This is a genomic window from Mesorhizobium maamorense (assembly GCF_044998965.1).
Classification (GTDB): domain Bacteria; phylum Pseudomonadota; class Alphaproteobacteria; order Rhizobiales; family Rhizobiaceae; genus Mesorhizobium.
Genome location: NZ_CP173356.1, coordinates 227,561 through 247,737, shown reverse-complemented (window position 1 = coordinate 247,737; position 20,177 = coordinate 227,561). Strand labels below are relative to the sequence as shown.

At 59.6% G+C, this 20,177-nt stretch carries 13 protein-coding genes and 8 pseudogenes; 10 read left to right on the top strand and 11 right to left on the bottom strand.

Features of this window, described 5'->3' with window-relative positions; all coding sequences use genetic code 11:
* Positions 1-87: 87 nt before the first annotated feature.
* A complete protein-coding gene (locus ACIU1A_RS01810; RefSeq protein WP_404926407.1) occupies positions 88-384 on the top strand; it encodes a transposase in 297 nt (98 codons plus the stop codon).
* 264 nt (positions 385-648) lie between these two features.
* On the opposite strand, the pseudogene ACIU1A_RS01805 reads toward ACIU1A_RS01810, so the two are convergent.
* The 8 genes and pseudogenes from ACIU1A_RS01805 to ACIU1A_RS01770 form a co-directional block, all read right to left on the bottom strand.
* Positions 649-823, bottom strand: a pseudogene (locus ACIU1A_RS01805) (ectoine/hydroxyectoine ABC transporter permease subunit EhuC); the annotation flags it as partial.
* A gap of 18 nt (positions 824-841) precedes the next feature.
* Positions 842-1,843, bottom strand: a complete 1,002-nt coding sequence (locus ACIU1A_RS01800) for an ABC transporter ATP-binding protein (protein ID WP_404926406.1) — start codon at positions 1,841-1,843, stop codon at positions 842-844.
* The gene (locus ACIU1A_RS01795; protein WP_404926405.1) at positions 1,836-2,843 is read right to left on the bottom strand and encodes an ABC transporter ATP-binding protein; all 1,008 of its coding nucleotides are present in this window, start codon (positions 2,841-2,843) and stop codon (positions 1,836-1,838) included. Before ACIU1A_RS01795 ends, ACIU1A_RS01800 begins: the two co-directional genes overlap by 8 nt.
* Positions 2,840-3,766, bottom strand: coding sequence for an ABC transporter permease (locus tag ACIU1A_RS01790; protein WP_404926404.1), 927 nt, complete (start codon positions 3,764-3,766; stop codon positions 2,840-2,842). The genes ACIU1A_RS01795 and ACIU1A_RS01790 overlap by 4 nt, the downstream gene beginning before the upstream one ends.
* Positions 3,763-4,740, bottom strand: coding sequence for an ABC transporter permease (locus ACIU1A_RS01785; protein WP_404926403.1), 978 nt, complete (start codon positions 4,738-4,740; stop codon positions 3,763-3,765). Before ACIU1A_RS01785 ends, ACIU1A_RS01790 begins: the two co-directional genes overlap by 4 nt.
* A 27-nt stretch (positions 4,741-4,767) precedes the next feature.
* Positions 4,768-6,423: an ABC transporter substrate-binding protein gene (locus tag ACIU1A_RS01780; protein WP_404926402.1), complete on the bottom strand. Its 1,656-nt coding sequence runs from the start codon at positions 6,421-6,423 to the stop codon at positions 4,768-4,770.
* Positions 6,424-7,601: 1,178 nt separating this feature from the next.
* Positions 7,602-7,759 (bottom strand): annotated as a pseudogene (locus ACIU1A_RS01775) (IS5/IS1182 family transposase); the annotation flags it as partial.
* Complete coding sequence (locus tag ACIU1A_RS01770; RefSeq protein ID WP_404928079.1) at positions 7,760-8,095, bottom strand: transposase; 336 nt, start codon at positions 8,093-8,095, stop codon at positions 7,760-7,762.
* A gap of 248 nt (positions 8,096-8,343) precedes the next feature.
* Here ACIU1A_RS01770 and ACIU1A_RS01765 point away from each other — a divergent pair, with 248 nt between their 5' ends.
* The 5 genes and pseudogenes from ACIU1A_RS01765 (at position 8,344) to ACIU1A_RS01745 (ending at position 11,022) form a co-directional block, all read left to right on the top strand.
* Positions 8,344-8,973: a hypothetical protein gene (locus ACIU1A_RS01765; protein ID WP_404926384.1), complete on the top strand. Its 630-nt coding sequence runs from the start codon at positions 8,344-8,346 to the stop codon at positions 8,971-8,973.
* A 26-nt stretch (positions 8,974-8,999) separates the two neighbouring features.
* Positions 9,000-9,851 (top strand): Mu transposase domain-containing protein, encoded by an 852-nt coding sequence (locus ACIU1A_RS01760; RefSeq protein WP_404926385.1) that lies wholly within the window; start codon positions 9,000-9,002, stop codon positions 9,849-9,851.
* A gap of 43 nt (positions 9,852-9,894) precedes the next feature.
* A pseudogene (locus tag ACIU1A_RS01755) lies at positions 9,895-10,246 on the top strand (ATP-binding protein); the annotation flags it as partial.
* 6 nt (positions 10,247-10,252) lie between these two features.
* Positions 10,253-10,679, top strand: a pseudogene (locus tag ACIU1A_RS01750) (IS5/IS1182 family transposase); the annotation flags it as partial.
* A pseudogene (locus tag ACIU1A_RS01745) lies at positions 10,679-11,022 on the top strand (hypothetical protein). The pseudogenes ACIU1A_RS01750 and ACIU1A_RS01745, both read left to right, overlap by 1 nt.
* Positions 11,023-11,669: 647 nt before the next feature.
* Here ACIU1A_RS01745 and ACIU1A_RS01740 read toward each other — a convergent pair.
* Positions 11,670-12,075 (bottom strand): annotated as a pseudogene (locus ACIU1A_RS01740) (transposase); the annotation flags it as partial.
* Positions 12,076-12,238: 163 nt separating this feature from the next.
* A complete protein-coding gene (locus ACIU1A_RS01735) occupies positions 12,239-13,453 on the bottom strand; it encodes a serine hydrolase domain-containing protein (protein ID WP_404926401.1) in 1,215 nt (404 codons plus the stop codon).
* Positions 13,454-14,446: 993 nt separating this feature from the next.
* Here ACIU1A_RS01735 and ACIU1A_RS01730 point away from each other — a divergent pair.
* A complete protein-coding gene (locus ACIU1A_RS01730) occupies positions 14,447-14,845 on the top strand; it encodes a hypothetical protein (RefSeq protein WP_404926400.1) in 399 nt (132 codons plus the stop codon).
* A gap of 1,302 nt (positions 14,846-16,147) precedes the next feature.
* Here the strand turns inward: ACIU1A_RS01730 and ACIU1A_RS01725 are convergent.
* A pseudogene (locus ACIU1A_RS01725) lies at positions 16,148-17,158 on the bottom strand (ATP-binding cassette domain-containing protein); the annotation flags it as partial.
* 280 nt (positions 17,159-17,438) lie between these two features.
* Between ACIU1A_RS01725 and ACIU1A_RS01720 the strand changes: the two are divergent.
* The 3 genes and pseudogenes from ACIU1A_RS01720 (at position 17,439) to ACIU1A_RS01710 (ending at position 20,158) form a co-directional block, all read left to right on the top strand.
* Positions 17,439-18,205 (top strand): IS5 family transposase gene (locus ACIU1A_RS01720; protein WP_404926399.1). Its coding sequence is split into 2 segments (ribosomal slippage): positions 17,439-17,751 and positions 17,751-18,205, totalling 768 coding nucleotides; the frame shifts between segments, so codons are not numbered across the junction.
* A gap of 61 nt (positions 18,206-18,266) precedes the next feature.
* Positions 18,267-18,901: pseudogene (locus ACIU1A_RS01715) on the top strand (IS701 family transposase); the annotation flags it as partial.
* A gap of 67 nt (positions 18,902-18,968) precedes the next feature.
* Positions 18,969-20,158, top strand: a protein-coding gene (locus tag ACIU1A_RS01710; RefSeq protein WP_404924977.1) for an IS3 family transposase whose coding sequence is annotated in 2 segments (ribosomal slippage) — positions 18,969-19,227 and positions 19,227-20,158 — 1,191 coding nt in all. Because the reading frame shifts where the segments join, the coding sequence is not laid out codon by codon here.
* Positions 20,159-20,177 lie beyond the last annotated feature (19 nt).

The following is a 20,177-nucleotide window of genomic DNA, read 5'->3' as shown; positions in this document are numbered from 1 at the left end:
TCTAAAAAGGCAAAAAAACCGGTCAGCCTTCACTTGGCCAGCACGCGGACATGTGTCCGGCCTATATTGCTGGGCTGATGATTGACCTTGGGCATCGCAAGAGCGGTGGCGGCGCGCGACGAGGGCGTCAAATATGACCAGCTGCACCACTTGATCGCGAGGGCGTGTGGATACTGCGCCGCTGGAGAAGGTGTTGCTCGCGGAGGCCGACAGCAAGTTGGCGAGGACGGTGCATGGCTGATCGTGGACAACGCGCTGCCCAAGAAGGGGCGCCGCTCGGTCGGCATCGCGCCGCAATATGCCTCGTCGCTTGGCAAGGACGCCAACTGCCAGATGCTGGCGTCGCTGACGCTAGCCGCTGGCGAAGTGCCGGTCACGGCTTAAGCGCCCCCTTCCGGCAGGCGCTCACCGAGCGCGGCCTGATCGTCGGCATCCCGTTCAAGCAGAAGGGCTATGCCGCCGATGTGGCGATGATCTTCCTCGTTGCCGGACGCGGCCGCCGGCGATGCTGGAAAAAGCCCAATGGCGAACGGTCAGTTGGCGGCGTGGCACCAAAGGCCCCCTCTCGGCGCGCTTCGCGGCTGTCCGTGTCCTGGTTGCAGATTGGCCCACCCAACGTATTGCGACATGGGCGCTCGCTAAAAATTCTGCCAAAGTAGTTCTAGTGATCAGGATGGTGGTGAACGGCACCACCGGTGGCCAGTTTGCGCCCGCACATCCTGCGCGTTGAAGGTGAGGCCAGCGAGCGAGATCTTGACACGACAGCGGTGGCCTTGAGCGATTCAATGGCGTTATTGCGGAAGGTAGGCAGCATCACCAAGAAATTCTAGCTAGTTCGACCTCATTTAGCCAGCCAGCACGCGCACATTTGCTGTGGCCCGACTTCGATGGCTGGCGGCTCTTCTTCCCGGCAACGGTCGAAGGCCAGCGGGCAACGCGGATGGAACGGACAGCCCTTCGGCACCCGTGCGAGGCTTGGAACCTCGCCCTGCAGGGCCGGCAGTTCGGCGCGACCTGCGTTGCCCCTAATCTGCGGGGTCGCGTCAAGCAAGGCGACGGTATACGGATGGCGAGGGTTGAATGTGATCTCGTCAGCGGTGCCGATCTCGACCAATCGTCCAAGGTATAAGACTGCGATCCGGTCGGCGATCAACCAGGCGAGCGGCAGATCGTGGGTAATGAACAGCAGCGCCACATTGTGCTCGTCGCGCAGGTCGACCAGGACCTGCAGAATCTGAGCGCGGATCGAGACATCGAGCATCGACACAGGTTCGTCAGCAACGATGAGCTCCGGCCTCACGGCGAGCGCTCCGGCAATCACAGCCCGCTGGCGCTGTCCGCCAGACAGTTCGTGTGGGAAGCGGGCGAAGAAATCACCGGGAGGATTGAGCCCGGCCGCCGCAAGCGCTTCGCTCACCCGCTCGGCGAGTTGGGTGCCGTTCTTGACCAGCCGCAGTGAACGTAGCGGCTCCGCCACAATATCGAACACAGTGTGTCGCGGATTGAGGGCCTGATAAGCGTCTTGGAAGATCATCTGCACGCGATGCCGGTAAGGACGCAGGGCTGAGGTCCCTTGAACTGACGTCATATCGCGGCGTTCGAACAGCATTCTCCCGCCGGTCGGCTGGGTAAGCTTGGCAATGACGCGGCCCACAGTGGTTTTGCCGCTCCCCGATTCCCCGACCAGCGCGACGATCTCACCCCGTCGGACGTTGAGGTCGATCCCGTCTACCGCGCGCACGGCGCCGGCAGGTCGGCCCAGGACACGGTCGAACAGCCCGCCCTGGATAGGAAAATGGACCTGCAGGCTCTCCAGACACAGGAAGTCGGCGGTGTCAAGCATGAGCTGCGACCTTGTCTTCTTGAGAGGACCGGTGGAGGTGACAAGCAACGCGTCCCCGCCCGAACTTATCGAGGCTGGGGACCTCGGTCGCACAAATCTCCATGGCCGACGGGCAACGCGGATGGAAAGCGCAGCCCGAGGGTCGATTCACCAAGTTGGGAGGATCACCGGGTATTGGCCGGATCATCTTTTTACCGTTCGCTGGGTTCGGAATCGATTCGATCAGCAGGCGGGTGTAGGGATGTTTAGGCTGGGCGAAGATCTCGGCGACAGTGCCATCCTCGACGATCCGGCCAGCGTACATGATCATCACGCGATCACAAGTCTCGGCAACAACGGAAAGATCGTGGGTGATCAAAATAAGGGCAAGGTTAAGCTGCGATCGCAACTCACCCAGCAGCTTAAGGATCTGAGCCTGTGTGATAACGTCCAGCGCCGTCGTGGGCTCATCGCCGATGATGAGTGAGGGGCGACACGCTAGCGCCATTGCGATCATAACCCTTTGTCGCATTCCGCCTGACAATTCGTGAGGATAGGCGCCGCCGCGATCCGCCGGAATGCCGACGAGTTCGAGCAGCTCCTTTGCCCGCGCGGTCGCCTCGCCACGCGACATGCCGAGCTTCAGCATACACGGCTCGGCGATCTGCTTGATGATGCGTTGCACAGGATTAAGCGCATTCATCGCGCCCTGAAAGACTACGGAGGTTTCGCTCCAGCGATGTGGCCGCATAGCCGCATCATTGTCGATCGGCAGTCGGTTACCGCGATAGCGGACCTCGCCGCTGCTGACCCGCGCGTTGGGCGACAGCAGACCCGCAATCGCCATTGCAGTCGTGGTCTTCCCGCTGCCCGATTCTCCGACGAGGCCAACGGCCTCTCCGCCCCGGAGCGCGAAGCTTACTCTGTCGATCGCACGCGATGAAACGCCCTTTAGCCCGTAGTCGACAGTGAGCCCGTCAACCTCCAAAAGCGATGCTCTGCCTTGAGAGGAGTCTATCATGGTATCACCCGCCGCCGTGGATTGAACGTGTCGTCGAGTGCATTGCCAATCAGGACGAAGCTAAGCGAAACCGTGAGGACGCACACTCCGGGGGCACCGAGATACCACCACGCTCCAGCACTGGCCGCCCCGGCGCGTTGAGCGAGCGAAAGCAAAGTGCCCCATGAAGGCTGCAACGGATCGCCAAGCCCGAGGAACGAGAGCGACGTTTCGATATAGATTGCGCCGGCGACGACCAGGGCACCATTCGCTGCGATTTGCGGCACGAGATTGGGCAGGATGTGCCGCACCATAATGCTGAAATCACTGCTGCCCACAACACGCGCACGATCAACAAATGTTCGCTCCTTAAGCGAGAGTGTCTGACTGCGAACGATACGCGCGACAAACGCCCAGCTTGTCATCCCGATAACGACAAGGATCACAAAAAGAGAAGGCCGGAAGCCGAGGATTTCTCTGCCCCGCCCCATCACCTCGAGAACTACGGGGGTGATGACCAGCGCCAGCACGAAGGACGGCATGACAAAAAAGAAGTCCGTTAAGCGCATCAGCCAGACGTCCGCCCAGCCACCAAAATAGCCCGCGGTCATTCCGACCGTGGTGCCGACGATGAGGCTGATCACGGTCGCCAGTAGCGCGATTATGAGCGAGATCCGGGCGCCGTGGACGACCAGATTGAGGACGTCGCGCCCCACCTCATCGGTCCCTAGCAGATGCTGGCCTGAGGGTGGCGCGAGGAAATCACCGGTTGCATTGATCGCGGTCTGAAGCGGCCCCACCAGGACATTGGGCATCGCTGCCATAACAAGAAACAATACCAGACACAACAGGCCAAGCTGAGCCCCGCCATAGCCAAGAAACTGGCCTAGAAAGGTTTTGATAGCACGCGCCCAGCCACGCGGAGAATATTGAACATTACTCATTGACGGACCCTCGGGTCAAGAATTCCGTAAGCAATATCAGCTACCAGGTTGGCGACGACAATCGAGGCACCGAGCAACAGAAATACTCCTTGAAGGACTGGATAATCCCGGGCGTTGAGCGCCTGTACCGTCAAACCGCCGATCCCCGGCCAGGCGAAGATGGCCTCGACGGTAATGGCACCCGCCACCACGTAGCCGAGATTGAGGGCAACCAAGGTCACGACCGGGAGCATTGCATTACGAAAGGCATGTTGCATGAGCATCTGTCGCCCAGTTAGCCCCTTGGCTCGCGCTGTCACCATGTAGTCTTCCGTGATGACGTCGCTCATTGCAGCACGGGAGACCACGACGTATTGTCCGATCAGGCCAAGCGCTATCGCAGTCACCGGGAGCACGAGATGGCGGGCGCGGTCCATCAACCAAGCGAAGGGAGCGGTGTCCCCCGCAGTCGGCGAATATGCGCCGTAGCCGGGCAGCAACCCTAATCCTGTGCTGAAGATCGCCATCAGGATCATGCCAAGCCAAAACGATGGTGTGGAATAGAGCGCTAAAGAGGCACCCATAATGATATTATCGACGGCTCTTCCACGACGCCAGCCCGCGTACATGCCAAGCATGACCCCAAAGATTATCGCGACAAGCTGTGCCAGGCCGACCAAAGCAATAGTGGATGGAAGCCGCTCCACGATCAGGTCAGCGACGCGCCTGCCCCTAAACTTGAAACTATACCCCAAATCACCCCGGAGTGTTGTCGATAGGTAGTCGAGAACCTGATCCGGGAATAACGGCCGATCAAGGCCCCAGCTCTCGCGCTGCGCCTCGATTTGCTCAGCGGTCACGCTGATACGTGCTCCGCTAAGCAGAAGTGATGCAGGATCACCCGGAATGACCCTGAACAGGATGAAGTTCAGGCCAGTCACCATTAGAAGCGTGACGACCGCCCTGAGGAGGATTCGCCCGAAGCGCCGGCTCATTTGGTCTCGCTTTCCATCGGGATCCTTTCAGACCGGCTTCAAGCGATCGAATGGAAAGTAGCTCCACATTGACGTAATGTCTTGCGCCCCCCAGCCTTCGAAGCAATCCTTGCGACGGGCGTCGAGCGCGAGGGGGTAAGACAGCATGATGTATGGCGCTTCTGTGTAGATAAGGCGCACCGCTTGATCGACCAGCTCCCGGCTCTTTTTGAGGTCGACGGTAACGTCGATTTCGGACAGGAGCTTCTCGAATTTGTCGTTCTTCCAATACGAGTAGTTCCGCGCACTGCCGCCCATGCCGAGCAGGCCGGGGTTGGGAGACGGCCAGTTTGAGGCAACCAGCAGATCCCACCCTCCGCCGCCCTTCTCCGGCGCTGCCGTGCGGGCGCCGAGCGCACCGGCATCCAGTCGTGTCACCGATACAGGAATGCCGACTTGTCCGAGCCAGCCAGCGATGAGCTGCAGGGCCGCGATCGGTATCTCGAGCATACTCGAAAATGTTCCGGTGATCAGCTCGAGTTGGAAGCTGTTTCCTTCCTTGTCCTCCCGGACGCCGTCGCCGTTCGCATCCCGATAACCGGCGGCATCGAGCCGGCGGCCGGCCTCGGCGAGATCGAAGTGGCGCCTGATGTCGCTCAGGTCCGAGTAATAGTCAGTTACCACCGGCGGGACCAGCCCGACGCCAGGGTCGGCGAGTCCGCGCATAGCTCGATCGACGATGGCCTTCTGGTTGATCGCATAGCCGATCGCATCGCGAAATGCTGAATCCTGCAGGGCCTTGGTGCTGCCCGCCCCCTTCCCGGCGAGAGTGTTGAAGGCCAGGTAATCCCGCTGCTCGATACGCTGCTGGCCAACCGTGATGTTGGGTTCCTTCGAGAGATCCGCCCACTGGGCGGCCGTCAGGTTCATGCCATAATCGAGGCCGCCGCTCTTCAGAGCCTGGGCAATAGGATCGGCCGTGTTAAAGAAGTGGAAAATCATGCCGGCCGTCGCCGGCCGCCCAGCGCGGAAGTACTCGTTCGGCGTGAAGCGCGCAAATTGGCCCTGCTGAAACTCCGAAACGATCATCGGCCCCGTACCCACCAGCGGCGGATCGTTGTGGAAGGTGCTGCGCGCATCGGCATAGCTAACGTTCTTCCAGATGTGTTCGGGAACAATGTGAATGTAATTGTCAATCGGCCAGCGAGTGGGGACCTTGGTCACGATCTGCAAGGTCTCGTCATCGAGGGCCGTGATGGATTCGACGAACTCCAAACCGCTAGTGTTATTGTAGCCGATGTTCAGCTCGTCGGGCTTGCCGATGGAGCCGCGAAGGTAATTATAGTTGAACACGGCGTCCCTGGCCGTGGCGGGCTGGCCGTCCGACCACTTCATGCCGGGCCAGATGTTGAAGGTCCAGGTGAGCCCGTCGTCGGCAACCGACCATTCCTTGGCAAAGCCCTTTCGATCGGAGTGGCGTTGCGCGTCCACGCAAACCAAGTAGTCATAGGTGAAGACCAGCGGCCAGTACGAACTCCAAGTGGCAAAGGGGTTCATCGTGTCGGGGGCAACGATTCCACCGAGGCGCACGACATGATCGTCACATGAGGAGGCGAGCGCCCTTGAGTGCATGACCAAAGGTGCAGCCGACCCCACCAGCATCGCCTTCATGAGCGCACGGCGACTGAGTGGCAAAACGTTCATTCTCTCCTCCCTTCAAGCCTGATCCCGTTCGGCCGGCAACCTATGCTATGTGTACAGCCGATGGGATATTCTCAGATCCATACTTCACTCAAACGGAGGTTCTTGTTAGGCTCGATGTGTTATGCCCGAGCTTCAATTGTTATGACGCGAGCCTCGGTTCCGGCAAAACGATTCTCCTTAGCTTCCGATTCGCATCAAAGCCTCGGACATCGGTGCCCTGGCTGACCTGGTCATTCATGGGCTCCACGGAAAAACTATGTGCTTGATATTTCACATTTTTTCTCGTATTTTCAGGGTGTTAGAACGTGCACACGTTCGCCGTTTGTACGCCACAATATCCCTCGGTTTTCGCGTTTTGTACCGCGCACTGTGCACACAGCGTGCACGAAGATGAGACCAGCATGGCATCCATCAATAAATTGGCTTCCGGCAAGTGGCGTGTCCAGGTCCGCTGCAAGGGCCACTACCTCAGCAACAGCTTCTCGCTCGCAAGGACGCTGAAATGTGGGCGCGTCGAATTGAGCGAGAGATCGACTTGGGCCAGAAGCCCGCCCCTAAGCATATGGACGGGATCAAGACGGTTTCCGACCTCATCGACCTGCATATCGCGGATATGGTGGAAGTTGGCAAGGAAATCGGTCGTTCCAAAGGGGTTCAGCCTCGATTTGCTAAGAGCAAGGCTCGGGAAGCTAAACATAGCGGACCTCAATCGCGAGCAGGTCATCAAGTTTGGCAAGGAACGAGCCGAGGACGACGCTGGGCCGGTTACCGTTGGAATAGACATCGGATACATCCGTACATTGCTTGTGCATGGTGCGGCTGTGCACGGGCTGCCGTATTCGGCGGAGCCGGTGGAACTTGGCCGCGTTGCCCTCTTCCGTCTCGGTCTCGTGGGTAAAGGCAACGAACGGGATCGGCGACCCACTGACGACGAGATCGAGGCGCTCGTTCGCTATTTCATGGGAGCGACGGCTCGATAATGGGGAAGAGTGGTGCTTTGCTTCGGCCATACCTTCCGTGCTCAAGAGTTTGTCCGCAATGCCGCCCAGCCTGTCCGGCGTTGCTACGGGATTGGTGAGAGCTATTGCGACAGCCAACGGCCTCGGTGCTAGCCGACCGTGAACAATCCGGGTCCTAAGGCGTAAGCTGGCTCGGCCGGATGTGAAGTGCAGCGGCGAGAGCCATGAAAATTGCTTCAGCCAAGTGAGAAGGAGGGAGATGTTGTAGCCGGCGGCCGCCAGGATGGCGTTGATCGCGTCTCCCTGCGTATGGGCGAGGTAATTGCGACCCATTTTATGTCGCTCTTGATATAGCCGATCACCGGCTCGACAGCCGATCATCGGCGCATCACCATTACGCTCGACGCGCGCCTTGTACCATTTTGCCAATGCCGGTGTTGGCACCATAGCCAGGACAGTTCAATGAGCGTGGTGCGCAATCTTGGACTGTCAGCCTTCGACACATCTTGTTCTCGGTTGATCGAGCCGCTCTGCCAAGGCGTAGGCGCCAGCGTGGTATAGTCGGCGACCTGACGACGGTTATCAAAATGCCGGAACAACCCTTCGGCCCAGAGGATATTGGCAAATTCCGCGCCGAGCCCTTGATCTCCAGTAACACCGCGTGACCGGCGATGGCTTCGCCTTCTCGGTGCTCTGCGCCGCGATGAGCGCATCGCGTTCACCTTCGATCGCCTTGATCTGCCCCATCACCAGTTCCAGCCGGTCTAGCAGGCTGTTGAAAAAAAAATGGCTCGCAGCGGGACTGTGAGCGTGATTCAGTGTCTCCGGAGAGATTCGGATGCGGATTCCGACGATTTACGGGACGGCATTCCGATCAAAAACCGGACAGTTTTGAAGCCTGGATAGTGCCTTTGGGTCAGCAACCTTGGCATGCATTTCCTCGACGGTAGAGGAGAGATGCATGCCGAAGAGAAGAAGGCTGACCATGAGACAATTGAGACAACTGCTTCGCCTAAACGCGGACGGCATAAGCGTTCGCGACATTGCTACCATGCTTGGGAATGCCCGCAGTACGGTGCAGGACAACATAGAGCGAGCGACTGCCGCCGACCTTTCCTGGCCGTTGCCGGCGGAACTGACTGACGATGTTCTCGAACATCGGCTCTTCTCCCGTCAGGGCGTCAAACAAGGGATACGCCGACGCACCGAGCCTGACTGGGGAAGGCTGGCGGTCGAACTGAAGAAGCCGGGCGTGACGCTGTCGATCCTGTGGGAGGAGTATCGGGCCGTTCATCCCGATGGTTACGCTTACAGCAGATTCTGTGATCTCTTTAGAGGCTTCGAGCGGCGGCTGACGCCGACGATGCGCCAGGTGCATGTCGCCGGAGACAAGGTGTTCGTCGACTATTCCGGCAAGAAGCTGCCGATCGTAGACCGCAAGACCGGCGAGATCCGCGAGGCCGAGATCTTTCTCGGGGTCCTCGGCGCGTCGAGCTATACCTTTGCCGAGGCGACATGGAGCCAGACCCTGCCGGACTGGATTGGCTCGCATGTGCGCATGTTCCGCTTTTTTGGGGCGTCCCGCGCCTGATTGTTCCCGACAACCTGAAGTCCGGTGTGAACCGCGCAAGCTTTTACGATCCGGGGATCAACCGCAGCTTCGGCATGATGGCTTCGCACTACGGTGTCGGCGTTCTGCCGGCGCGACCGAAGCGACCGAAGGATAAAGCCAAGGTCGAAAGTGGAGTCCGTTTTGCGCAGAGCTGCATTCTAGGCCGGCTGCGGAACCAGACCTTCTTTTCCCTGGACGAAGCCAATGCCGCTATCCGGGAGGCTGTCGAGCGGATCAACACCCACGTCATGCGCCGACTGGACCAGTGCCGTCGCGACCTGTTCGAGACGATGGAACGGCCAGCGCTCGCCGCACTACCAGCCGAGGAATACGAGTTCGCCGAGTGGCGGCTGGCGCGGGTATCGACGGACTATCATGTCGAGTTCGAACGCTATTTCTACTCCGTGCCGCACAGCCTCATTCGCCAGCAGGTGGATGTCCGGGCGACGAGCCGAACGATCGAGATCTTCTTCAAGGGCAAGCGCGTCGCTGCCCATCAGCGCCGCTATGGCGGGGCCCGTTTCGGAACCGAGCCGGACCACATGCCCAGTTCGCACCGCCGCTACGCGGAATGGTCGCCGGAGCGCTCCGGCGCTGGGCTCGTTCGATCGGTCCACAGACCGAGGGGCTCGTTCATCGCCATTCTTGCCAGCCGGCCGCATCCGGAACAGGGATTCAGAACATGCCTCGGCGTTCTCAAGCTCTACCAGGCGATCGACACGGCGCAGGCCGAAGCCGTTTCGGGCCCGTGCGCTCGAGATCGGCGGCCTGAACTGCAAAAGCATCAGCGCCCTCATCAAATCCCACAAAGCCTCCAGGCACACCGCCGAACCTGCCGCCGTCGGCGAGCACGCTAATCTTCGCGGCCCAGGCTACTTTCATTAAGGAGATAATCAACAAATGCTGACCAATCCCACCATCGACATGCTGCGCGAACTCGGCCTTTCCGGCATGGCAAACGCGTTCCACGAACTGGAGACGCAGCCGGAGGCAAGAGCCCTCACGCATGGCGAATGGCTTGCCATCCTGCTCGAACGGGAGGCGACAACGCGCCGTCAGAAGCGCTTCGAAGCCAGAGCGGGCCAGATTACGTCATGACGCCCAGATCGAGAACGCCGATTTCCGGGCAACCCGCGGTCTTGATCGCAATCTCTTCATGAGGCTGGCGACATGCGACTGGATCAGACAGCGCCATAGCCTGCTCCTGATCGGACCAGCCGGCGTCGGGAAGAGCTGGCTGGCCTGCGCGCTCGCCTAACTGTGCTTTATGGGACATCGCTTGATGGAGAACCGCCACGGCCTGTTGGTCGACGCCTGCCCGACACTGGCCGACGGACATGTTGAACGGATGGCCGCACTGCACATGATCGAACCTCCAGCGGAGCGGCCCAGGCGATCACGCTTCGCTCCGACAAGGTATATGACGCGGAAGACTTCGTCAATGAGCTGCGCTCGATGAGAGTGACGCCGCATGTAGCGCAGAACACGAGCGGCCGCAGTTCCGCGATCGACGAGCGCACGACGCGACATGGCGGCTATGCCGTCAGCCAGAGCATCAGGAAGCGCATCGAAGAGGCGTTCGGTTCAGGTTCCGCGGCCGCGACCGTATCGGATGGGCCTTCACCTTCGCAGCCGCTGCCTACAATCTGGTGCCACTGCCAAAGCTCATGGCGGAGACCGGCTGATGGCCAAGGTTCCCGACTTCGCCAAGGCCTTCGCCGGCCGCTGGCGCATTATCGAGATGGATGTTTGGGATAACGACTTCCTCGATCTCGTCGAGGAAGCCCATCTGACATTCAAAGGCTCGGCGGATGGCGAGATCGCCTTCGGCGCACTCAAGGGCTTCCTCGATGCCCGCTATGGCACCCGCGATGGTTCAGATGCGCGGCATTCTCGTGGGAGGGGCATCATGAGAACGACCCAGCCTGTGGCCGCGGCTAGGTTGTCTTTGGCACTGCAGGTCGCCTCGTCGGCCACTTCTACATCCACAACGCCGATGATTCCGGCTTCGTTTGCGAAAGAGCCTGACTTCTTCAACGGCCTGCTAGTTCTCGACCGATCTGGGCCCTGAGATGCTTTGGCAGTGTGTGCCCGTCTCCATTCGCAGTTCTTCGAGCCGCTGTCGCCGATCTTTATGAACCGGCTCATAGTCAGTGGTTGCGCTAGGAGAACAGCAGCCCTTGATGCAGTTGACATGGCAGAAACGCTCGACCATCCGCGCTTGCGTTCCCCGGCCGATCCGCCGGCGATCTTCCTCTTCATGAGAAATGGCCTTGCCTGTACCATCGAACATACGCGGTTCACGCCTCTTGAAGGCCAACAAAACCGAAGCAGTACCTCACCATCGACGCGATCGGGCTTTACGTGCCTACGCTGCAGGATCGCAATTGACGCCCCCTCGACGATATGGCTTCGATGCCCTCTTTCGTAAGCACGCGGTGGATTCAGAAGCCGTCGAGACCAGCCTCCTTGGATCGTGATGATCGGATGGGGTCTGCCCGGTCTTGGCTTGGCTTCTCTCCCGCAGCTTCGAAAAGAGAGCGAACAGATCGGCGATGTTACCTGGCAGCCATCGGACACTTCGACATCTTCTCACCGATCCTCGGCAACAGCGACGTAAACAACCCAGATCGAACGGGAGACTTCCATCGACACGTAAGCAGGGCTCCAAATCTTGCGGCGGTCTTGACGGCGACCGCCAAACTTTTCCTGCAACTGGGCTGCAATCCACTCCTCGCCCATGCGGCTCCGCGAGTGCGTCATCGAGGAGCGGGCGAACGGCCGGAAGAACTCCTCGCCGCACGGGTACTGCAAGACAGGTTCTCGATCCAGCGCGCATACGGCACCTCGTGCGACAGGTTGAAGGTGTGCTTGAGGATGGCGAGCCCGGCCATCAGCGGGTCGGCAGCGGCGGCATTCCGGGCCCGTCGCAATAGACGTCGCCGAAGCGCGCTTCCAGCACCGGCCAACCGATGATGCGGGCCCGCCGCACCAACTCGTGGTTCATGTGAGATCTTGATCAAGGCGGGCGCGAAACAGATCCTGTTCTCCCGCCTCGCGCCGTTCACGTGGTCGGCCCATCGTCTGGCGCCGATTCACTGCGATGAAAACAGTGAATCACGCTTCGCCAGGCAGGGAATCGCAAGAAACCGCCCGTTTCCTGCAATTCCGAAATCAGTAATCGGGCGATTCCTAAAGAATATCAGCAGCTCCCCGAGTTCTTTACGGTCGACGGGCTAGCCATTCAACGGGCCGCGCACACATCCCTGATGGCATGGATCGCCGTCACCGCCTCGAGCGTGCGACCCGAGTAGCTGCCGTCATCTGGATAGTACGACAGTTTCACCGCCGCAAAGTCGGTTTGCGGATCCATATAGATCAGCTGGCCGCCCTGCCCAGTGCACACATAGGCGCGCCGCTCAGGGTCCTCGATCCAGAACGTGTTGTGGTAAGCGCCTTTCGGCAAGTATTGTCTGGCGTGCCCGAATATCCGGAATAGATCCCGATTAGCCCTTCGTGTCTTCTCGATCCATTCCGATGGGATGATCTGCTTCCCATATAGCTTTCCGCCGCGCAGGTGCAACAGCGCAAACCGGGCATAGTCACGCAGGGTCGCATTGAAACCGCCATCCGTGCAGGCAAAGCCGCCTTGGTCAATGGTGATATAGGCGTCTTCCTCGGCCCCCATGGGCGCCCACAGCTCGCTGCTGAAAAGCTCCGGAATCCGCTTCCCGGTGACCCGCTGCATGATGAAGCCCAACACATTGTTCTCGGGCGAACGATACTCGAAGCGTGCGCCATGCGGCGCCTCCTGCTCGGTCAGCCTCAGGACGGCCTGCCAAGTGTTCTTGGGGTAGTCGGGATACTTGGCATATTCCAGCGGACTCCATCCCGTAGCCAGCTGGAACATGTGGGCGGGCGTATGAGGCTCAGTGTAGGGTTCCGCGATCTTCACCCCAGCCGTCATGTCCAGCACATGCTGTATCTTGGCACCGCGATAGGCGGTCGCCTCCAGTTCGGGCAGATAGTGTGTCACAAGCCTGTCCGTGTCGATGACGCCCTTGTGGACGAGTATGCCTAACAATGTTCCCGTAAACGACTTCGATACCGACATGGCGACATGGGCAGTGTGGGGCTCCATGCCATTCATGTACTTTTCGGCCGCGACATTGCCGCGAGACAGAACAAGGAATCCGTCAGTATAGCTGCGGTCCAGAAACTCGCGAATGGTATAACGCCGCCCGTTAACCTCGAACTCGATGCCATCGATGTCCGTGAGTCGCTGCGGAAGCGGCAGGACAGGTCCGGGGCCGCGCCGGATCGACGCGGTCGGCGTCCACTCGCAACTATGCTGATATGTCCAACGGTTGTACGGCGACAGCTCCCACCATGTTCGCGGAATCATGGGCGCGTCGGGCCTCATCGGATCCGGCAGCCACTCGGGGTTGGCCTCATTCATGATTTCCTCCTCCATTCCTGTTACGGATCGCGCGGGCCATTCTGATTTCCGCGATCGGCCCGGAGGGCAAGTGCGCTGTACCGGCACGGCGACTGAGTGCCACAGCATTCATTCTGTCCTCCTCAAACTTCTGGTTCCATTCCCGCCGCAATCCCATACCGTTTGTTTAATCCTTCGGTTGTTGCTTTTTCAGATCTAGTTTCAGCGAAACGGAACCTGTCGGTTAGTCGAGATTTGTTATGCCCAGCCTTCGACTGTTATGATTGCGGGAGCAGCAATTGAAAGACTCATCCGCGTAAGCGTCTAGCCGCGGCCGTTCAGTCGAATGGTAGGAGTTGGCCGAGATCGCGGTTCGGCCAGCCGGGAGTGATGCACTAAGGGTCTGGGTGAGCCAGGCGAACTGATCGACCCCGTTGACCTTTGTGTTTTATGCTGCCCGCCGAACCATACCGAATGGGCTCGTTTTCCCAGGGATTCATCGTGAGCGGCATAATCGGCTCGGCATAATATGTCTCCCGCCTCCGCTTTCAACAGCGCAGAACATGACGGAAGAGTATCTGGCAGGAGCCGGCGTTGCGACCCTGAGGAGGGACACCACGGACATTTCGTCGAGCTCTACGCAGCACGGTTAGTGAAGGACGAACTCGTCGGTGGGTGGTGACGTCCCTAAACGTGGTGGAGGCCGCGGGCGCGGAGCTGCCGGCATAACGCTGGCGGTCATCGCCGGTCTTCGAGAAGGTTCGGGTAGCAACACCTGGAACCTCAACTGAGACCACGATGACTGATGGGAATGGCCCTGATCGAGCTGATTGAGAAGCAGGCCGACAGCGACGTCGTGCGCGCTCAAGCCCGCCGATCTGGTCTGCAAGCAACTCGATCTGGTCGGCGAGTTGCGTCAAGGCGAATCGTGCGGCGCGGGGTAGGCGTTCGTCAGTTTCGTCACGCAAGATTTCGACGAGAGCCGCTACTTTGGCAGTGCTGACACCGGTTACAATGTCCATTTCCGATAGATGGGGCACCAAGCGCATTGATCGCCTGCGTTTGTTGCCGGACCAGAAGAACGCGCGGCTTCAAGATCATCGCCGATGTCTGCTGTTCAGTGGTTTTGAACGGGACGAAACGCATGGTCCTGCGGGTGGCGGCTTCGCTGATCGGCTCCTCATCGGCGGCACCACTCTTGCCGCGCTTTACGAATGGCTTGACATAGATCGGCGGGATCAGCCGTACGTCGTGCCCGAATGCCGCGATCCCGCGGGCGCAATGATGAGATCCGCCACAGGCCCGGCCTCGATCGCAACCAGACACGGTGGCGTCTTGTCGAAGAGCCGCAGCACCTCAGCGCGCCGGAGACTCTTGTTTAAGATCGATTTCCTTCCGGGATCGGCGCCATGATACACGAAAAACATTCTCGGCCAAATCCAGTCCTTCTGCTTCACTGAACGGCTCTCCCTTTGTGGCTGCAACAACGGCCACCTTTAGCACTCCGATGCTGTCGGAGGAGCCGTTCTATACCATCAATCTGGATGAGGATCTTCTGTCGCGGCGTTGGTGTGTCGCGCTGGTGGCGCCTATGATGCCGGCCGGCCGGCCCTCGCTTTCGCTCGATCGCCTCGCGGCGCCGATAGATCCCGACATTCAGCTCAAAGAATTGTGGCGTGGTGGACAAAGGCGGTCGACCGCGGCGAGCGTCATGCGGGGTCACCGAAGTTGTTATGGCGCCTCCTTCTTTAATCGCGGGTGCGCGCGATCCGTGTCCACAGGGTGTTGATCTGGTCGTCTGAGAGTTCGATTTGCCATGGCTGCCCCTTGGTGAGCTGTCGCCCCTTGAGCCAGCTCACGTGCGAGACAGTCGAACACAGTTTGTGGTGTGACGCTCAAAGCGGCCGCCGATCCTTGAACAGAGTAGGTTCATCTGGCCGGCGGTCGGGATTGGCGCTGGTCCCGTTGATCTTGACAGGGGGAATGCCCGAACGTGCCCGCCGAAGCCAGACATTCTCACGTCTGAACGCGCAGCCGCGTCCTGGGACAAAGCCTTCCGCCGCGATCCCCTTGTCCATTTTACCCGCGGCGTTAAGTTCAATCTTTCGGGTCCGCAGCCGCTTCAGATCAATATAGTCACGATAGATGTGGACCCGCCTTTGGAGAGAGTGCTCGCTTGTCGCTCCCGTCTGCCACAGGAACTTGAACCAGACCTGGCCTTGGAAGCGCTTCTGGCGAGGATAACCTCGGCCGATGATGAGGCGCAGGATATCTCACTTTGCATCCTTAATACGCGGTGGCCTCTTACAGGACGTCGCGCTCTGACGGCCCATCGATAATTTGCTTCACCCGAGCTTAGTTCCCGGGTTTCCACGACGGATCTAGTGTTTCACGGCACACGTTTCTTTGATCCTGAATAGTTTCGAGGTCAGATCTTTCGCTCTATGTACTGAAAATTACGATGCGAGCGATTATATGCTGCCCCTTCGCATCATGGTCACGGGTAGAAGCACATGCCGCAAGACTTCCCACACACCGCTGTCGAATCCCGGCAATCCGGAAACCGGCATTGACCCCAAATACACACCGAACGTGAATATCAGCACATAGCCGATCAGAAAGGCAGTATCGCTGCCCTCGCAACTCCGAAGAGCGATACGATCGATCGGCGACGTCTCCCGTTCTTTGTGCTGCCAACGGTCCCAACGGCAGCGAGACCATGTCAGGCGAAAGTCCCACTCCCCGCAGGAGGTCGGCGACCTATCGCGTGCTTCCGAACGGCTGGTGAGATTATTGATTAGCAGCGGTTCGATGATCGCCGTGCCGATATCCATGCCCGATTGAGCGATGCGAACGGATCTTAGAAGATCATCTGCATGCGATTACGCTGCTTGCGCAACTCGGATTGGCCAAGTTTGACAAGGTCAACGCCGTCGAGCAAATTCGAACCCGAGACGGGCTCATTCAACCGCATCGCCGTCCGGCCGGTCCTAGATTTACCACAGCTGACTCGCCGACCAGTGCCAAAGTTTCGCCGCTCTTGACGCTGAAGGATACATTCTCGACCGCGTAGACCCGGCCTTTGACTGAAGAAAACATACCCGACCGGATTTCGAAGCGCTTCGTCAAGCCCGCAACCTCCAGCACCGATCGCTCCGCCTCCTTGACAGTGTCCGGTACCTCGGCCGACACGCCGGTTGGCCAGTCGTGCGATCGACGATCGGGAAACGCATCGTCTCCTTCGCCCCTTCATCGAGCCGAGCTTTGGAACGGCTGAAAGCAGCGATCGCGTGTAGGAGTGATCGCGGCGTTTGAAGAGTCCTCGGTTGGCGCAGCCTCGACCACCTTGCCGTTATACATGACCACCGTGCGGTCGGCCATCTCGGCGATGACGCCCATGTCGTGCGTGATGAGAGGACGGACATGCCTTCCTCTTGCTGCAGCTCCTTGATCAGCTCAAGGATTTGCGTCTGGATCGTTACGTCCAGCGCCGTCGTCGGCTCGTCGGCAATCAACAGCTTTGGCTTGCTGGCCAACGCCATTGCGATCATCACGCGTTGGCCCATGCCCCCGAGAAGTGTGTGGATATTCGTGGAAGCGCGATTTCGCCGCCGGGATCCGTACCTTTTCCAACAGCCTAATCGTTTCCGACTCAGCCTCGGATCGCGACAGGCTGCGGTGGAGAATCAGCGATTCGGCGAACTTTTGGGTTGTCGGGATAGTTGGGCAAATCGCAATCTGGTTCAACGATCGTGAGGACGGCTTTCAACGCACCGCCTACGAACGCTCCGGCGAGATCACCGAATATGGCTCACTACAGTTCAAACTCGAAGAGATCATGCAGCACCTGCTGAATGAGCTTGAAACCGGCGGACGCACCTTACCCCGCTCGTCCGCACCACTTCTGGGCGTGTTTCGTCAGAGGCGCTGAGTGTAGATGTCTTCTATAGGGTCGCTTTGCGACTCCGGCTTTCCTATCGCGGGCGAAACCTGATTCAGACTCCGCATGAGCCGATATGACCTGACCGACTTCGAATGGCGCGTAATCGAGCCGCTGTTGCCCAACAAACCGCGAGGGGTGCCACGTGTCGATGATCGGCGCGTCCTGAACGGCATCTTCTGGGTGCTGCGATCCGGTGCGCCTTGGCGCGATCTGCCAGAGCGATACGGCCCACGAACCACCTGCTACAATCGCCTCGTCCGATGGCGAAAAGCACGCGTGTGGGACCGCCTCATGGACGCCATCACCAAAGGCCATGACGGCAAGGTGCAGATGACCGACACCTCCATTGTTCGCGTCCATCAGCAGGGCGCGACGGCAAAAAGGGGGATCGAGATCATTTTCTCGGTCGTTCCCGAGGCGGGCTGACAACCAAAATCCATGCTCTTGTCGACGCCCAAGGCAGGCCGATCAAGCTGTCGCTCACGGCAGGCCATAAGAGCGACATCGCCTCCGCAGCGGACTTGATCAAGGATCTGCCTGAGGGTGCCATGCTACTCGCCGACAAGGGCTACGATGCAAACGCATTGCGCACTGCTGTCACCGAGCGAAAGGCATGGGCCAACATCCCACCCAAAGGCAACCGCAAGGACGCGATCTGCTTCAGCCCTTTCTTGTATAAAGCCCGTAACCTGATCGAGCGCTTCTTCAACAAAGCCAAGCAGTTCCGCCGCATCGCGACCCGCTACGATAAACTGGCTGAGAACTATCCGGCCGCCCTCAAACTCGTCGCAGTCCGCATCTGGCTACGCGCTTATGAGTCTACGTCCTAGCACTACTTTGGCAGATTTTTATTGGCGGGCGAGTTTTTGGAATTCCCAAGAGAGAGTTTGCGTGATTCATAGGAGGTCGGCTTGTGGAGGGCCGATCAATGGATGTGGACTGGCAAGCCGATCTCGAGCACTGGCTTCAACCGTTTTTGGCAGGTCTTTCGCATCCAGCTCGGCGCCGGATGTGTCCGCTGTACATTGCTGGTCTGATCGGGCCGGGCGACCGTAAGAGCGTACAACCGATGGCCGCGCGAGCGGGCGATGTCGGCTACGATCAGCTTCATCATGTCGCGGCAGGGGTTTGGGACAGCGCTCCGCTCGACGCCGCCCTGCTGAAGGAGGCAGATCGCCTAGTCGGCGATGAGGCGGGTTTTCTCGTCATTGACGACACAGCGTTACCGAAGAACGGACAACATTCGGTTGGTGTCGCGCCTCAATACGCTTTCGCTTGGCAAGACGTCCAACTGCCAGTCGCTGGTGTCGGTGACCCTGGCCTCACGCGAAGTGCCGGTGATGGTGGGCCTTCGGCTCTTCTTGCCCGACACCTGGACGAATGATCCCGAGCGGATGATGCGGGCGCGCGTCCCGAAGGATCGACAGGTCGCTCTGACAAAGCCGGAGATCGCCATCGAAGAGATCGATCGTGTCATCGCCTCCGGCGCGCGTTTCGGCTGCGTGCTTGCCGACGCGGGCTACGGGTCGTGACGTTGCCCCTTTGGCTTAATCCGGTTTGAAGTTCGCTCTGGCCCAACGCGAGGACCAGAGAATGAAGCGCAGCCGTTTCAGTGAAGAGCAGATCATCGGGATTTTGAAGGAGCATGAGGCCGGAGTTTCGGTGGCCGATCTGTGCCGCAAGCACGGGGTCAGCGACGCCAGCATCTACAAATGGAAGGCGAAGTATAGCGGCATGGACGTGTCGGAAGCGAAGCGGCTGAAGACGCTGGAGGATGAGAACGCTCGTCTGAAGCGGCTCCTGGCGGACGCCATGCTCGACAATGCCGCTTTGAAAGATCTTCTCGGAAAAAAATGGTGACGCCCGCTGCCGAGCGAGAGGCTGTCGCGCATCTTCGAACGGCATTCGAGATGAGCGAGCGGCGGGCGTGCAAGACCATCGGCTGCTGTCGGATGACGGTTCGCCACAAGGCGAGCCGTGGCGACGATGGTGACCTGCGGGAGCGGATGAAGGCGATCGCGCATGAGCGCCGGCGCTTCGGCTATCGCCGCCTGCACGTGCTGCTGCGGCGGGAAGGTTATGTGGTCAATCACAAGCGTCTGTTCCGGCTCTATCGCGAGGAGAGGCTTGCCGTTCGGCGCCGTGGCGGCCGCAAGCGAGCCATTGGAACGCGGGCACCGATGATGGTCCCCGTTGCACCCAACGACCGTTGGTCACTGGACTTCGTGTCGGATCAGCTGACCGATGGCCGTCGCTTCCGGATATTGACCGTCGTCGACGACTGCACGCGCGAGTGCCTGGGGTTGGTCGCGGATACGTCTCTGTCCGGCGTGAGGGTTGCCCGCGAACTCGATCGGCTCGTGATCGAACGCGGCAAGCCGAAGATGGTGGTCAGTGACAATGGCAGCGAACTGACCAGCAATGCGATCCTTGCCTGGGCCGATGCAAGCCGCGTGGACTGGCATTATATCGCGCCGGGCAAGCCAATGCAGAACGGCTTCATCGAGAGCTTCAACGGTCGCCTCCGTGACGAACTGCTGAACGAGACGCTGTTCACCTCATTGGCACAGGCTCGCGCGGTCTTGGCCAGTTGGCGGACAGATTACAACTTCAATCGCCCACATTCGCGGCTCGGATGGCAGACCCCCTTCGAGTTCGCCCACACCTTCACCCCGCGACGGGACACAGCGCTGCGCACCGTGATCAGCTCCGCGCCTGTGCCCGTCGCTCAAACCGCCCAACAGGGCAACATAGATCGCCGGAGCGAACTCAGGATTGGATAAAACTTGGGGGCAACGTCAG